The sequence below is a fragment of the Lipingzhangella halophila genome (assembly GCF_014203805.1).
GTDB classification, from domain to species: domain Bacteria; phylum Actinomycetota; class Actinomycetes; order Streptosporangiales; family Streptosporangiaceae; genus Lipingzhangella; species Lipingzhangella halophila.
Map to the genome: position 1 here is coordinate 4810828 of NZ_JACHJT010000001.1, position 14793 is coordinate 4825620.

11 protein-coding genes are annotated in these 14793 nt (G+C 69.7%); 6 read left to right on the forward strand and 5 right to left on the reverse strand.

Features of this window, described 5'->3' with window-relative positions:
• Nucleotides 1-82: 82 nt before the first annotated feature.
• The 3 genes from F4561_RS21960 to F4561_RS21970 all read right to left on the reverse strand — a co-directional run bounded on the left by F4561_RS21960 (nt 83) and on the right by F4561_RS21970 (nt 2614).
• Nucleotides 83-997 (reverse strand): ABC transporter substrate-binding protein, encoded by a 915-nt coding sequence (locus F4561_RS21960; RefSeq protein ID WP_184581244.1) that lies wholly within the window; start codon nt 995-997, stop codon nt 83-85.
• A gap of 182 nt (nt 998-1179) precedes the next feature.
• Nucleotides 1180-1836: an HAD family hydrolase gene (locus tag F4561_RS21965; protein WP_312885434.1), complete on the reverse strand. Its 657-nt coding sequence runs from the start codon at nt 1834-1836 to the stop codon at nt 1180-1182.
• A gap of 73 nt (nt 1837-1909) precedes the next feature.
• Nucleotides 1910-2614, reverse strand: a complete 705-nt coding sequence (locus tag F4561_RS21970) for an NUDIX hydrolase (protein WP_312885436.1) — start codon at nt 2612-2614, stop codon at nt 1910-1912.
• A gap of 178 nt (nt 2615-2792) precedes the next feature.
• Between F4561_RS21970 and nadA the strand changes: the two genes are divergently transcribed.
• The gene (gene nadA, locus F4561_RS21975; RefSeq protein ID WP_184581245.1) at nt 2793-3788 is read left to right on the forward strand and encodes a quinolinate synthase NadA; all 996 of its coding nucleotides are present in this window, start codon (nt 2793-2795) and stop codon (nt 3786-3788) included.
• Nucleotides 3789-3988: 200 nt separating this feature from the next.
• Nucleotides 3989-5449: a sigma factor gene (locus F4561_RS21980; RefSeq protein ID WP_184581246.1), complete on the forward strand. Its 1461-nt coding sequence runs from the start codon at nt 3989-3991 to the stop codon at nt 5447-5449.
• Nucleotides 5450-5540: 91 nt separating this feature from the next.
• Here F4561_RS21980 and F4561_RS21985 read toward each other — a convergent pair whose 3' ends face one another.
• On the reverse strand, nt 5541-6152 hold the full coding sequence (locus F4561_RS21985; protein WP_184584001.1) for a TetR family transcriptional regulator: 612 nt from the start codon (nt 6150-6152) through the stop codon (nt 5541-5543).
• 477 nt (nt 6153-6629) lie between these two features.
• On the opposite strand from F4561_RS21985, the gene F4561_RS21990 reads away from it, so the two are divergent.
• The 4 genes from F4561_RS21990 (at nt 6630) to F4561_RS22005 (ending at nt 11156) form a co-directional block, all read left to right on the forward strand.
• Nucleotides 6630-7673 carry an MBL fold metallo-hydrolase gene (locus F4561_RS21990; protein WP_184581247.1) on the forward strand — a complete coding sequence of 348 codons (1044 nt, stop codon included), beginning with the start codon at nt 6630-6632 and terminating at the stop codon, nt 7671-7673.
• A 363-nt stretch (nt 7674-8036) separates the two neighbouring features.
• A complete protein-coding gene (locus F4561_RS21995; RefSeq protein ID WP_184581248.1) occupies nt 8037-9323 on the forward strand; it encodes a glycosyltransferase family 4 protein in 1287 nt (428 codons plus the stop codon).
• A gap of 28 nt (nt 9324-9351) precedes the next feature.
• Entirely contained in the window at nt 9352-10083 is a 732-nt protein-coding gene (locus F4561_RS22000; RefSeq protein ID WP_184584003.1) for a class I SAM-dependent methyltransferase, read from the forward strand.
• The gene (locus F4561_RS22005; protein ID WP_184581249.1) at nt 10080-11156 is read left to right on the forward strand and encodes a prenyltransferase/squalene oxidase repeat-containing protein; all 1077 of its coding nucleotides are present in this window, start codon (nt 10080-10082) and stop codon (nt 11154-11156) included. The genes F4561_RS22000 and F4561_RS22005 overlap by 4 nt, the downstream gene beginning before the upstream one ends.
• A gap of 61 nt (nt 11157-11217) precedes the next feature.
• On the opposite strand, the gene F4561_RS22010 is transcribed toward F4561_RS22005, so the two are convergent.
• Nucleotides 11218-13476 carry a transglycosylase domain-containing protein gene (locus F4561_RS22010; RefSeq protein ID WP_184581250.1) on the reverse strand — a complete coding sequence of 753 codons (2259 nt, stop codon included), beginning with the start codon at nt 13474-13476 and terminating at the stop codon, nt 11218-11220.
• Between the last annotated feature and the right edge of the window lie 1317 nt (nt 13477-14793).

Here is a 14793-nt window from a genome sequence, read left to right on the forward strand (position 1 = left end):
ATCGCTGCTCTCGTCGGGCGCACCACCACCCGCCGCCAGTACCGAAGACCGCCACCTCCGGCCATCCGCCCACCGCGCAGCCCTAGTCGAGACCCGCCGACTCCAGCCAGTCGGCGGCCACGGCGTCGGGTGCCTCCCCGCCGGAGCCGACCTGCTCGTTGAGCTCGCGGAGATCCTCGGTGCTGTCCAGCTCAGCGGAGGCGGCGTCGAGCGCCTCGCGCGCCGGGCCGTCGACGCTGTCACCGTGCACCAGCGGGACCATGTTGCCGGCGCCGAAGTGGTCCTCGGGGTCCTCCAGGGGAACCAGGTCGTGCTCGGCGATGGCCGCGTCCGCGGTGCGGATGGGTGCCGCCTGGATGTCGTCCGCGGCGAGCGCCTCCGGAACCTCGCGCGCACCCATCGGGCGGTACTCGGCGAACGCCAGGTCGTAGCGTTCCTCCAGGCCGGCCAGCCCTCTCGGGCCGCTCTCGAACTCGGGCTGCCCGCCGAACACCAGGTCGCCGGCGACACCGCTCAGGTCGGCGATACTGGCCAGGTCGTCGCGTTCGGCGGTGGCGCGGGTGACGGTGACCGCGGTGACGCTCTCCGCCGGCGTGGAGCCGAGGATCTCCATGCCCACCGGAAGTTCCTCGTTCACCCGCTCGTCGGTGCGCTCGGTGTCCGCTGGCTCGGACTCCGGATCGAGGTGCGCCAGAACGGCGCCGTTGTACTCGGGTACCAGGGTGAGGCGGCCGCGCTCGACCTCTCTGAAATAGTCCTCCCGGCTCCCGATGCCGTGGTCGGTACGCACGCGTTCCCCCGTGGCCTCGATGGCCTGGGCGTAGATCTCGGCGAGCAGGGCGCTTTCGGGGGTGCCGGTCGAGCCGACCACGACCCTGGAGCGGTCGCCCCCGGAGCCGCCCTCTTCCTCGCCGCCAAGGGAGTCGGTGCCCATGCAGGCGCTCAGCACCAGCAGGATGGGAACGCCCGCGGCCGTGAGCCGGATCGGGATGCGCATGACGTACCTTCTTTACTCGTGGAGTCGGCGGCGAGCGCCGGCAACCCGGGAGCCCTCACGGGGCACGCTGGCCGCGGCGTCCGGGTGGCACACTCAACGGCAGCCGAACGGCGCCCGCCGTGGTGGGTCCGGCGGCGGGTGGACCGTACCGCCGGTCCCCGGCCCCGGGGCCGGCCTGGGGCTCAGGCGCTGTCCTTGATCCATGCTGGCAGCTCAGTGAGGTTGTCGATAACCACGTCGGCGCGTTCGGCACCGGAACGTTCCGCGTGCAGGTAGCCCAGTATCCCGCGCCGCACCAGCGCCGCCCGCATGCCCGCGGCCTTTGCCGGGTCGACGTCGTTGTCCAGCCGGTCGCCGACGTAGAGGATCTCCCCGGCCGGCACGCCCGCCGTGGCCCGCACGCGCTCGAAGAACGCGGGATCGGGCTTGGCCACGCCCCAGTCCTCGGAGACGTGGACGCCGTCAACGGGCAGATCCATGGCCAGCAGTTCCCGGCCCGCCTCGGACGGCTGGTTGCCGGCGATCAGCACCCCGAGCCCGGCGTCGCGCAACGCGTCCAGGGCGGGGCGGACGTCGGAGTACAGGTCCTCGGGACCGAAGTGCTCCCGGCGTGACCCGGGCTCCTCGGTGCGCCACGCGGCAGACTCGGTGGCCAGGTCGAAGCCGGGCCTGACGGTGGTGAAGGCGTCGGTCAGCTCGCGCCCCTCGGCGAGTACGCCCCCGATGATCCCGAAGAAGGTCAGCCGCGGGATCCCGAGCCGGTCGGCCCAGCGCGTGAAGATGCGCGTTTCGTCGACCAGGGTCTCGCCAACGTCGAACACCACACTACGAATCGTCACGAAACGGACGTTAACACAGGTGAAGTGCCCGGCCGCGCGGGCGCGCGACACCCGCACCCGACGGCGGCGAGACTCACTCCCGCGATGGCGGGCGCAGCACCGCGAACGCGTCGGTGATCTCCAGTTCCCGCGCTCGGAACCGGAAGAGCGCGGCCGGGCGCCCGCCGGAGCGTCCCGAAGGAACCGACTCTCCCGTCTCCTCGATCTGGCCGCGCCGCAGCAGGACCCGGCGCAGGTTGGTGGCGGCGACGTCGTGCCCGAGCGCGGCGCTGTAGTACCCGGACAGCTCGGACATGGTGAACTCCCGGGGCGCCAGCGCGAAGCCGATGTTGGTGTAGGAGAGCTTGGCCCGCAGCCTCCGGCGCCCCGCGTGCACCATCGCGGCGTGGTCGAAGCCCATGGGTGGAAGGTCGGAGGCCGGATGCCAGGTGGTGTCCTCGGGGGTGGCGGGGTCGGTGCCGGCGGGCACCAGGCCGAGGTAGGAGGTGGCGAGGGTGCGGCCGTTGGGGTGCCGGCCGGGGTCGCCGCGGGTCTCAAGCTGTTCGAGGTGGGTGAGGTCGCACACATCCACTTTCTGGGCGAGCTGGCGCCGGATGGATTCGTCGAGCCCTTCGGTGGCGCCGATCCGCCCGCCCGGGAGCACCCACATCCCCTCGTACGGCGGGCGGGCACGCCGCCAGAGCAGCACACTCAGCCGCCGCTGGCGAATCTGGAAGATAACGGCCAGCACTTCGTGTGCGGCGACGGGTGCCGGCGGCCCGGCCTTGGTCTCGTGCACCAACTGCTCACTGACGTCGTCGATCGCTACCCCTGTCCCTCCTGAGTTTTCCCATGTTAGGCTGAAACCAGTTTTCGCCTATAAGTCCAAAACCGCTTGTGGCCATATCGTCACGCCGTACACAGGCCGCCGGTGGTCTTTCCCGCCGACCGGCCACACACGGAGAAAGAAGTAGGACATGCCAACGGTCACCTCAGCGGACTCCATGACGCGGCACGAATGGGCCGCCGAGGTCCGCCGCCTGGCACGCGAGCGTGACGCCGTCATCCTCGCGCACAACTACCAGCGCCCTGAGATCCAGGACGTCGCCGACCACACCGGGGACTCGCTCGGTCTGTCGCGCCTGGCGAGCACCGTGGAGGCGAGCACGATCGTCTTCTGCGGCGTGCACTTCATGGCGGAGACGGCCAAGATCCTCTCCCCGGAGAAGACCGTACTGATCCCGGATCCCAGAGCCGGCTGTTCCCTCGCCGACACGATCACGGCCGAGGACGTGCGCGCGTGGCGCGCCGAGCACCCGGGCGCTGTTGTCGTCGCCTATGTCAACACCACAGCGGCGGTAAAGGCCGAGACCGACATCTGCTGCACCTCCTCCAACGCGGCCGATGTCGTCCGGTCGGTTCCCGAGGACACCGACATCCTGTTCCTGCCGGACCAGTTCCTCGGCGCGCACGTCAAGCGCATCACCGGGCGCGACAACATCCACATCTGGATGGGGGAGTGCCACGTGCACGCGGGCATCGACGGCGGGACCCTGCGCGAACGCGTTGCCGCTGAACCCGATGCCGAGCTCTACGTGCACCCGGAGTGCGGCTGCTCGACGTCAGCCCTGTATCTGGTGGGGGCGGGCACCGTCCCGGAGGAGCGGGTGCGGGTGCTCTCAACCGGCGGCATGCTCTCAGCCGCCAAGGAGTCGACGGCCGACAAGGTCCTCATCGCCACCGAGACCGGCATGCTGCACCAACTGCGCGGCGCCAACACGACCACCGAGTTCGAGCCGGTCAACTCACGCGCCGAGTGCCACTACATGAAGATGATCACTGCCGACAAGCTGCTGAACGCGCTGCGAACCGGGACGGCGGAGATCACCGTCCCCGAGGACATGGCCGCGCGGGCCCGGAAGTCGGTGGAGCGCATGGTCGAGATCGGGAGCCCGTCGCGCGGCGGTGAGTGACCAACGCGATGCGTTGGGGAGTGTAACACCCCGAATATCGAGCCACAGCCTCACCTTCAGGTAACGGGAACTTCTCCATACCACTACACCTTGCCGGGCGCCACAGCAGTCGCTACCGTCATCGGACAACTCTGGCTTTTCACCCCGGATCCGGCCAAAGGCCGGATCCGGGTCTCATGACGGGACGTTCGGGAGGACTCGTGGCGACGGATCCGGACGGCGGACCCCAACCCGCCCGCGCCGGCGCTGGGCTGGTCGCGCAACTGCGTCAAGGCGAGGGATACGAGCGCCTCTACAACGCCTACGCGTCGCAGCTCTACCGGTACTGCTGGTCCCTGGTTGGCACCGATGTTGCCAGCGAAGCCGTGTACGAAGCCGTGCTGGCGGCAGTGCAACTACTCGACCAGCTCGACGACCACTCCGACCTGCGTACGTGGCTCTTCGCGCTCGCCCGGAGCGCGTGCCAGCGGCGCGGCTTCAGCTCCGAGACGCCTTACGCCCAACTCGCCACGGAACCCGCCGAGCGGCCGGTGGTGGAGATGGCGCTGCGGCTGCCACCGAGCCACAGCGAGCTTCTGGAGCTGTACCTGCGGCACAACCTCGCCCCGTCGCAGATCGCGCGGATCCACGGGCTCGACCCCGAAATCACCAGCGAACTGTGCCGCGCCGCGGTTCGCCGCGCGGCCAACGTCTGTGCGGAATTCCCGGAGGACGACACCGGGGTCGACCACCACATCCGCGCTGACCACTCCAGCGTCAGCGAGGTCCTGGCACTACTCGAACCGCCCGCACCGCCCGAGGAGCTACGCGAGCGGACAATCCACGCCTGCGCCGACCCCGCGATGGCCGAGGAGCGCGCGCGGATCGGTGCCACGATGACGCCTATGGGCGCCGATGGTTTCCCGTTGCATAGGGACCGCTCCGAGCTCCCCGGCGAGGGCCACGACCACGAACTCACCAGCACCGCCCCGACCGCGTCCGCCGATGGCGGCGAGGAGACCGCCATCGCCGCATCCGCCCCGGCCACCGCGGCCGATGCGCCCACCGGCACTGGCGGTACCACCGAGAGCGAGCAGGCCTCCGGCCCGACACAAGCGGACGGGACGCAGAGCAGGAAAGGCGGCCGGCGACGCGGCCACCACCGCGCCCGCCGGTATCGCTGGCCGGTCTCGGCCACATCCGGATTGGCCACGGTCGGGGTCGCGCTGGCCCTCTGGGGGGCCGCGCTTCTCGCGGCCGGAGATCCCGAGGAAACCAACTCCTCCGACCCGCCCAACTACGCCAACCAGCAGCCCGCAGCCGAAGGCACGGGCAACCCCAGTACTCCCCCGGGCGACGCCCCGCCCGAAGGCGGCGCGAATTCCGCACCGCCAGGGCAGGAAGGCGACGCCGGCAATGCGCCCGGAGAGCCCGGGAGGGAGAACGCGTCCTCTCCCGATCCGGACAACAGCGCCAGCGCGGCCCCCGATGCTTCGGCACAGGAACCCAGCGAATCCCCGGACGCCGCGGCGGGGGAGGAGCCCGGCGAGGCCGATGCGGCGGGCTCCGAGGACGAGTCCTCGGACGACGACAGCGAGGACGCCGAGTCCGAAGATGACTCCGAGGCCGCCAAGGGTCCCATTTCCCGGCTGTTCGACGGCCTCCTCAACCCGGATGGCTAACCACGTGCCCCTCGCGTGGGCCGTGCCGGGCGCGGCACCCGGTACGTGAGGGCGCGTGCGCGCACCGGTGGGTCCCGCCGGCCAGCGGAGATCAGAAACCGGCGAGCAACGGCTCGGCCGCGATCTCCAAACGGCGGCGGGCCTCCTCGATGTCGCGCTGCCCCTTGAGAATCTCCAGCACCTCGAAGAACCAGATACTCGCCAGCGAACTGACGAGCACGTACTCGTCGCTTTCGCGGTCGGGCTCCGACTGCTCCTCGTCCTCCACCACCGGAAGTGCGCGGGTGGCGACGGACCACAGCAGGTCGGTCACCCGCTTCCCGAGCTCCCCCTTGACCTCGGCCATGACCAGCGAGCGGACCAGGGCGTCGGCGAGCTCCGGCTCCCGCATCAACCCGCGCGTGGCACGCATGAGCACGTCAACCGTGCGCCCGGACGCGGTCTCGGCGCTCGGCGGACGCCGGACGATGCTCCGCTCCAGCAGGTCGAGCTCCTCGGTGACCACGGCCACCACGAGCTCCATCTTCGAGGGGAAGTACCGGTAGAGCGTGCCCAGTGCGACACCGGCGCGTTCGGCCACGGTCCGCATCTGCATGGCCTCCACCCCGCCGCGCAGCGCCAGGGCCGCCGCTGTCTGCACGATCCGTTTGCGGCGCTGGCTTTGGCTTCGTGACCGCATTCCGATCGGCGCCTGGACCGCCACGGTGTCTCCCATCGTCATCATCCGCCCTGGGGTGCTGCCCGTTGTTGACCCGGTGGCCCCGGAACCACCAGACCGCGCCCCACTCGCGCGGCAAACCCCTTGCGCGGCGAACGCCTTATGAGAACACGTTATCCAAGGGGTGCCCACGAAAGCAGCGTCACACTACTGTGCAACCGACCTCATTACACGATGTTGACGTCGCGGAAGTCGTTCTGCGTCCGTGTCTCGCGCTAGTTGCGGCGCCGCCATCTAGAATCAGTTCTAAAAATCATGCAATCTCACTGCTACTGCGTAATCACTAATAGTAGTGGACCGGCGCACCGCAACCGTACTGGCCGCAGCCGCACCCCCCGTTCCCAACCGAGGCGCCGTGAGGCATGGTCTGCCCGCATTGGGGCGCCCCATTGCCGCTCCCCAGCTGTCCGGAACGTATTCTAGAGCGCGATTCGGTTCCGGGTAGTTGAGGAGGTCGTACATATGCGCGATATGCCATCGGTGGAGGCTCTGGGCAGCGGCATATGGAGCCTGCCGGTCCCGATCCCCGACAATCCCCTTGGCTACACCCTGACATACCTGGTCGAGAGCGCGGACGGGCCCATTCTCGTGGACACCGGATGGCCCAGCGACGAAGGGTGGAACGCGCTCACCGCCGGCCTCGACCAGATCGGCGTGGCCATCACCGACGTGCGCGGCGCGGTCCTCACACACTTCCACCCCGATCACTCCGGGCTGGCCGAGCGGCTGCGCGCCGCATCGGGCGGGTGGATCGCGATCCACCAGGCCGATGCGGCCATGCTGCGCCGGATCACCGACCAACGCCGCACGGATCGGCGCGAGTTCGAGGTCACCCAGTTGCAACGTGCCGGCGCCCCGGCCACGGAGATCGAGGCGCACGAGACCGCCAGCCCTCCGTTCGACACACACATCCGGGCCGACCGCGAGCTCTCCCACGGCGAGCTGGTGGACCTACCCGACCGCAAACTGCGCGTGCTCTGGACGCCCGGCCACTCACCCGGGCACATCTGCCTGCATCTGGAGGACAGCGGGCACCTGTTCACCGGGGACCACATCCTGCCGCGGATCACCCCGCACGTGGGTCTCTATCCTCTCGACGAGGACCACGACCCTCTCGGCCGGTTCCTCGACTCGCTCAGCCAGATCAACGAGCTCGGAGCGGCCGAGGCGCTGCCGGCACACGAGCGGCGGTTCTCCGATCTCGCGGGCCGGACGAGCGAGATCATCGCGCACCACGAGGAACGCCTGGACCAGCTCGCGGCCGCCCTCGGGCCCGAACCCGCGACGCTGTGGGAGCTCTCCACCATCCTCGAATGGCGCAGGGACTGGACGCAGATGCGCACCGCCACCCGCCGTATGGCGGCTTCGGAGACGGCCGCCCACCTGCGCCTGCTGGAGCGCCGCGGACTGGCGGTGTGCTCCACCGGCACGGACGGCGGCACCGGCACGGCGGCACCCGCGGCGCTGCGTTGGCGCTCCACCGCCGGATCGGCCGCCGTGCGGTAACCGCCGGCCGCGCAGACCAGGCGAGCGGCGGCTCCACACTCCTCCGGTCCGTGCCGGATCCCCCCACACATAGGATCCGGGTACCGCTTCCCGAACCGGTTACCACTCCCTTTTGAACTGGTGAGTAACATAAGAGCGCGTACGGGTCAGGCTAGGCGTCTTCGCTCCCCGCGCACCGTCGCGCGGTTGGCCCCGCTCATTCCAGCCCCGTGAACAGCGGAGTGGTCGCTGCGAGCTACGAACGAGGTGATGTAGTGCCCCGCCGGCGACAGCGCCACCGGATGCCGCTTCGCGCACCGATACGGCGTGCCCGCCCGACCCGATTTCCACTCATCTCCCCTCATCAGCCGATGGGTCACACATATGCCGCAACCTGACCGCCACTCCTTGCGCGTTGCTCTGCTCTCCTACCGCAGCAAACCCCACTGCGGCGGACAGGGCATCTACGTCCGCCACCTCTCACGCGAGCTGGCGGCGCTCGGGCACCGTGTCACCGTGTTCTCCGGCCAGCCCTACCCGGTCCTCGACGAGGGCGTGCACCTGGAGAAGATCCCCAGCCTCGACCTGTACAACGACGCCGCCCCGTTCAAGACCCCTCCGATCACCCAGTGGCGCGACTGGATCGACGTCCTCGAAGTCGCGACGATGTGGACGGCGGGCTTCCCCGAACCCCTCACCTTCTCGCTGCGGGTGCGGCGCGAACTGCGCGAGCGGCGGGCCGAGTTCGACGTCGTCCACGACAACCAGACGCTGGGCTACGGCCTGCTCGGCGTCCGCGATCGCGGATTCCCGCTGGTGACCACGATCCACCACCCCATCACCGTCGACCGGCGTATCGAGCTGGAACAGGCCACGGGGTGGCAGCGGATCTCCAAGCGCCGCTGGTACAGCTTCGTAGGGATGCAGGGCCGGATCGCCCGCCGGCTGCGGCCGATCCTGGTGCCATCGCACTCGTCGGCGCACGACATCGTCCGGGAGTTCGGCACGCCGCGATCAGCGCTGGATGTCGTCCCGCTCGGCGTGGACCCCCGTACCTACCATCCGCACCCGGACGTCGCGCGGACCCCCGGCCGGCTCGTGTGCGTGGCGAGCGCCGACAGCCCGATGAAGGGCATCGCGACACTGCTGCGCGCCACGGCCAAGCTCGCCACCGAACGCGACGTCTCGCTGACCATTGTCAGCAAGCCCAAGCCCGGCGGCCCGACGGACCGGCTGGTCGATGAGCTGTGCCTGCGCGATCGGGTCACCTTCGCAAGCGGCATGGACGACGCCGCTCTCGGCCGGCTCCTGGCGGGGGCAGAGGTGGCGGTCGTCCCATCGTTCTACGAGGGCTTCTCCCTCCCCGCTGTCGAGGCCATGGCCTGCGGGACCCCGTTGGTCGCGAGTTACGCGGGAGCACTCCCCGAGGTCGTCGGGGACGACGGCGACGCGGGCCTGCTCGTACCCCCGGGCGACCCCGAGGAACTGGCGACGGCCATTGCCGGCCTCCTGGACGACCCCGCGGAACGGGCCCGTATGGGCGCGGCCGCCTGGCAACGGGTCCAGGAGCGGTTCACCTGGCGGGCGGTCGCCGAAGCGACCGCCCGCCGCTACGCCGAGGCGATCGGCCAGGTAGCCGCCAGCCCTGCTGACCGTAGCGCCCGGCTGTAAGGCCGGCCCAACCCCCGAGGAGCCACCGCTGATCACCGTTGACTTCACCCTGCTCCCCGTCGGACCGGGGAACCACGTCCTGGATCTCGGCTGCGGCAACGGCCGGCACGCCTTCGAGGTCTACCGCCGCGGCGCCGACGTGGTCGCCTTCGACCAGAACGAGAACGACCTCGCCGCCGTCGCGGCCATGCTCAGCGCGATGCGCACGGAGGGCGAGGCGCCCGCGGGCGCCGACGCCGACACCGTCAAGGGCGACGCGCTCGACATGCCGTTCGACGATTCGTCCTTCGACCGGGTGATCGCCGCCGAGATCTTCGAGCACCTCCCGCACGACACCGCGGCCATGGCCGAGATGTACCGCGTCCTGCGGCCCGGCGGAATCGCCGCCGTGACCGTGCCGAGCTGGTTGCCCGAGCGGCTGTGCTGGGCGCTCTCGGAGGACTACCACACGGCCGAAGGCGGGCATGTCCGCATCTACACCCGCGCCGAGCTCGCGGCCAAGCTCAAGGCGACCGGATTCGAGATCGGCCCGCACCACCACGCCCACGCGCTACACGCGCCCTACTGGTGGATCAAGTGCGCCGTGGGCCCGGACCACGACGAGCACCCGCTCGCCAAGGCCTACCACCGGATGCTGGTGTGGGACCTCCTGCACGCTCCCAAGCCAACCCGCCTTGCCGAACGTGCCCTCAACCCCGTTATGGGCAAGAGCGTCGTCGTCTACGTGCGCAAGCCCGCACGAAGCGGGGATAACGGATGAGCCGGTGGGAGCTCCCGGAGTTGCCCGGGGTGCTCAGCGCGGACGACGTCACCCAGTCCGCGGGGTACCTGCTCAACACCCAGGAACCGAGCGGCGCCATCCCGTGGTTCCCCGGTGGCCACGTTGACGTGTGGGACCACGTCGAGTGCGCGATGGCGCTGTCCGTCGCCGGCCACACCGAGGCGGCGCGGCGCGCTTACCTGTGGCTGGTCTCCCGGCAGGACAGCGACGGCTCATGGCCCGCGAAGCTGTGGGGTGACCGGGTCGCCAACCCGACCCGCGAGGCCAACCACGCGGCCTACCCTGCTGTCGGCGTATGGCACCACGTGCTGATCACCGGGGACGACTGGTTCGCCGAACGGATGTGGCCGACCGTGCACCGCGCCATCGAGTTCGTACTCGGCCTGCGCACGAACCGCGGAGAGATCCAGTGGGCGCGCAGCCCCAGCGGCACCCCCGGCGACCACGCGCTGCTCACCGCGTGCGCCAGCGTCCATCACGCGCTGCGCTGCGCGGTGGCCCTCGGAGACCGGCTCGGCCGCCCGCAGCCCGACTGGGAGCTCGCCGCGGCACAGCTCGGCCATCTCATCGCGGAGCACGAGTCGGTGTTCGCCGACCGCTCCCGTTATTCGATGGACTGGTACTACCCCATCCTCGGCGGCGCCGTGCGCGACTCCGCAGCGAAGCAGCGCCTGGACGCGCGGTGGGACGTGTTCGTGCACCCCGGTCTGGGCATCCGGTGCGTCAGCGACCAGCCATGGGTGACCGGGGCGGAGACCTCCGAGCTGGTGCTGGCACTGGCCGCGATGGGTGAGTGCGAGCTGGGCACCGGGCTCCTGGCGGACATCCAGCACCTGCGCGACCCCGATGACGGCGCCTACTGGACCGGGTACCAGTTCGCCGAGGACGTGCGGTGGCCAGAGGAGCGCAGCACCTGGACGGCGGCCTCCGTGATCCTCGCCGCTGACGCGCTCACCGGCGCCACCCCGGGCAAACACGTGTTCACCGAGCTTCCCGGGGAGGTCGTCGCCGCGTATCCGGCCTCGTGCGGCTGCGCCGCGCTCGTCCCCTGACGGAGAATCCGGGAAGACGCCGCGGCGGCGGCCACCGGGCCGCCGCCGCAAGCACACGCCGCTACTCGAAGCCCTCCGTTTCGGTGCCGCCCCCTCCTGGTGGCGGCTCCTCCCCACCTGGATCGCCGGGCTCGGTCCCGGGCGGTTCCTCGGGATTCTCGGGGATTTCCGGTTCCTCGGGAACCTCGGGGATTTCCGGTTCCTCCGTCTCGACGGGTTCCTCGGGTTCCACCGGCTGGTCGGTTTCGGGCTCTTCGGGCTCCCTCGTGGGGACGTTGGGCGCCCAGTTCTCCGTCGAGCCTCCGTAGCTGGGATCGGGGAACTGCTGCACTTCCTTGCCCTCCATGGCGGTGGACATGAAGTTGCGCCAGATAGTGGCCGAGAGCGTGCCGCCCGACAACGAGCCCCACCCGGGCACGCTGAACGGCTGGTTGTTGCCGTTGTAGACGCCAACGGCGGTGGAAAGCTGCGGCGTGAAGCCGGCGAACCAGGTGGCGACGCTGTTGTCGGTGGTCCCGGTCTTGCCGGCCACCGGCCGGCCGTCGGGCAACTGGGCCGTGGTTCCGGTACCACTGGAGACAACCTGCTGCAGCGCGTAGCTCACATCGGCGGCCTCACCCTTGCTCAGCGGTCTACTGCTGGCGACCTCGGGGCGCTGGTCCTCTCCTTCGTGGTCGATGATCTCCCGGACGACGTGCGGTTCGATGTGTTCCCCGCCGTTGGCGAACGTGGCGAACCCGCTGGCCTGGTCGACCGGCCGTACATCGTTGATCCCCAGCGCCAGTGTGGGGACGACCTGGTCGTCACCGATGCTGCCTTCGGGCAGCCCGACGTCGTAGGCAGTCTGCTGGACCTCTTCCAGCCCGACTTCCATAGCGAGGTTCACGTAGCCGGTGTTGTTCGAGTCCCGCGTCGCCTCGATGAGATTCATCGGACCGCCCGGGGCGTTGCCGGCGTTCTGGATCGGCGAACCGTGGATCGACTGCGGTCCGCGGCCGTCGACCACGCTGTTCAGGCTGTAGCCGTTCCGCAGGGCCGCCGCGAGGACGTAGGGCTTCATGGCCGAACCCGCTTGGGCGGACCCTCGGAAGGCGCTGTCGTACTGGTTCGAGTTGTAGTCCTTGCCGCCGTAGAACGCCACAACCTCACCGGTCGAGGGATCGATCGCGGTCAGACCGGCCTGGACGCCCTCTGGCAGGCTGTCGGGGTCGATCGTGGACTCCACGGCTTCCTTGGCCGCATCCATGAGGTCCTTGTCGAACGTCGTGACGATCTTGTAGCCACCCCGGTTGATGTTGTCCTCGGTGTAGCCAAGGTCCTCCAGTTCAGACATGGACTGCTGGACCATGTACCCCTTGTACCCGCTCAGGTCGGTCTGCGGGATCTCCTCCTTGGGCGCGGGGAACTCCAGTTCCTCGGCATCGGACTTGGAGAGTTCGCCCGTCTTCACCATTCCCTCGACGACGAACTCCCAGCGCTGCTCCATCTCGTCCGTGGTCTCGCTGTCCGCCTGCCCGAACTTGGTGGGCTGCTGGATGGCCGCGGCCAGGAACGCGGCCTCGGCCGGCTCCAGGTCCTGGACATCCTTGTGGTAGTACGCCTCGGCCGCGGCCTGGATGCCGTAGGCGTTGCGCCCGAAGTAGATGGTGTTGAGGTACTGCTCCATCACCCATTCTTTGGGTTTGGACCGGTCGACCTTGAGCGAGATGATGATCTCTTTGAACTTCCGAGAGACCGTCTGCTCCATGGAGACGCCCTCGTAGTAGTTGCGCACCATCTGCTGGGTGATGGTCGAACCGCCCTGGAGCTGCTGGCCGGTGAGCGTGGACCACGCGGCGCGTATCGTGCCGGTTACGGAGACGCCGGGCTCGGTCCAGAATCCGCGGTCCTCGGCGGAGGTGACCGCGTCCTGGACATGGTCGGGCACCTCCCCCTCGTCTACCGGCTCCCGGTTGACCCCGCGTTCGGCGAACTCGGTCTCACCGTCGGCGTAGTAGAAGGTGGATCCCTGGTCGGTGGCGTCGGCTTTCGCGGCGTCGGGAACCGGGATGACGGCGTAGGCGACGCCGAACACGGCGATCCCGATCACCACGAAGATGCCTGCGGTGATGAGAGTGCCGCGCGTCACCCGCCACCAGAGTGGCTTCTTGGCTTTCGCGGGCTTCGCGCCCTTGCCTTTCCGTCCCGGCTTCGCGCGCATCGCGGCGGCCAGCCCGGAAGCTTTGGACTGGGCCTTGGCGGACGTGTCTTCGGGGCCGCCGGGGCCGCCGCCCGGGTACGGCGGCGAGCCGTATCCTCCTCCGCCCGCACCAGCGTCCATTGCCGCGGAGACACCATCCGCAGGCGTGTCCGGAGCGCTCTCCGGTCCGCTGTAAGGGGTCGGCGATAGCCCGGGGGCGCCCTGTCCAGGGGCGTCCGCGGCAGAGCCCGCGGGCACACCAGACGACAGCGGGGGCGAAGCAGCTCCACCGTCCCTCTCGGCCCCGGCATCACCGCGGCCCGGATCCCCGCCGCCCGAGGGCTGAGGGGTTTCCACTGTGCTGGAGGCGGGGCCGTACGGAGTATCGGAGGATTCACCCGTTCCGGCGCCAGCCACTCCCGCGGGGTCACCAAGGGTAGGAGCATCCGCGGTGGACAGCTCCTGGTCCGCGGCATCGGTGGAGCGTCCCCCAGGCGCATAGGGCCTCGCCGGACTCTCCCCGGACCGGTCGACTGGCGGTTGCCGCGAAATGTCGAACGGGCTCGGCGGCGGCCCGGACGCGGCCTCCCCAGCGGTACCCGCGGCGGACTCCGGAGACAGAGGGGCCACCGTGTCGGTGGCGTCTTCGGGCAGCGCATCGGGCTGGGAGTCCGCCGTGGCGTCATTCGGATCGAGCTCGGCCGCACCGTCAGGTACGGCGTCGAAAGCAGCGGTACTGGGGGGTTCTTCGTCGTCAGGTACGGCACCAAAAGCAGCGGTACTGGCGGGTTCTGCGTCGTTGCCAGCGGCCGCGGGTTCCTGGGCGGCGACCGCGTCGTCGCTGACCTCTGGCTCACTGCCCCGTGGAGATTCCTTCGCCGGGGCTTCTCCCTCGACACCAGTAGGGTCAATGGCCTCATAAGCGGAAGTGCCGGCCGTTGAGGCGGGCGTCTCTAACGAGGCAGTGGTGATCTCCTCGTTCTCTTCGCTCCCCGTTTCGGCAAAGCCGTCATCAGGAGCATCCGTGCCTTCGTGGTCCAGCTCGGACTCGTTGTCCTCCGGGCCGCCTGGCAGTTCGCTCGATTCGGTTTCGGAGGTGGAGGCCGCACTGGTTTCCTCGGGGGCCGACGTGTCAGCCTCGGAGTCTGCCGAACCAGCGGTGTCGGATTCCCTTTCCCCCCAAGTACCGTCTTCCTTGAAGTCATAACCCTGGTCGGCCAGGGCGCGTGCGACCCGCTCGCGGAAGAAGCTACCGCTGTCCTCAAAGGCAGTCCCGGAGCCCTGCCCAGCCTCGGCCCCAGTGTCGGCCGGACCCTCGGAAGGTGTGCGCTCCGTTTCGCCCTCCGCCGCAGAGTCGGCGTCCGGGTCGTGTTCGTTTTCGGAAAGTGTGCGTTCGCTCGCCTCCGGCGTTGACCCAGTCTCGTCTCCAAAGGGCTCCGGAGCAGCATCCTGTGCCTC

Coding starts and splice junctions, on each gene's coding strand:
- F4561_RS21960 (WP_184581244.1), bottom strand. CDS start 997: ATGCGCATCCCGATCCGGCTCACGGCCGCGGGCGTTCCCATCCTGCTG.
- nadA (WP_184581245.1), top strand. CDS start 2,793: ATGCCAACGGTCACCTCAGCGGACTCCATGACGCGGCACGAATGGGCC.
- F4561_RS21990 (WP_184581247.1), top strand. CDS start 6,630: ATGCGCGATATGCCATCGGTGGAGGCTCTGGGCAGCGGCATATGGAGC.
- F4561_RS21995 (WP_184581248.1), top strand. CDS start 8,037: ATGCCGCAACCTGACCGCCACTCCTTGCGCGTTGCTCTGCTCTCCTAC.
- F4561_RS22005 (WP_184581249.1), top strand. CDS start 10,080: ATGAGCCGGTGGGAGCTCCCGGAGTTGCCCGGGGTGCTCAGCGCGGAC.
- F4561_RS22010 (WP_184581250.1), bottom strand. CDS start 13,476: ATGGACGCTGGTGCGGGCGGAGGAGGATACGGCTCGCCGCCGTACCCG.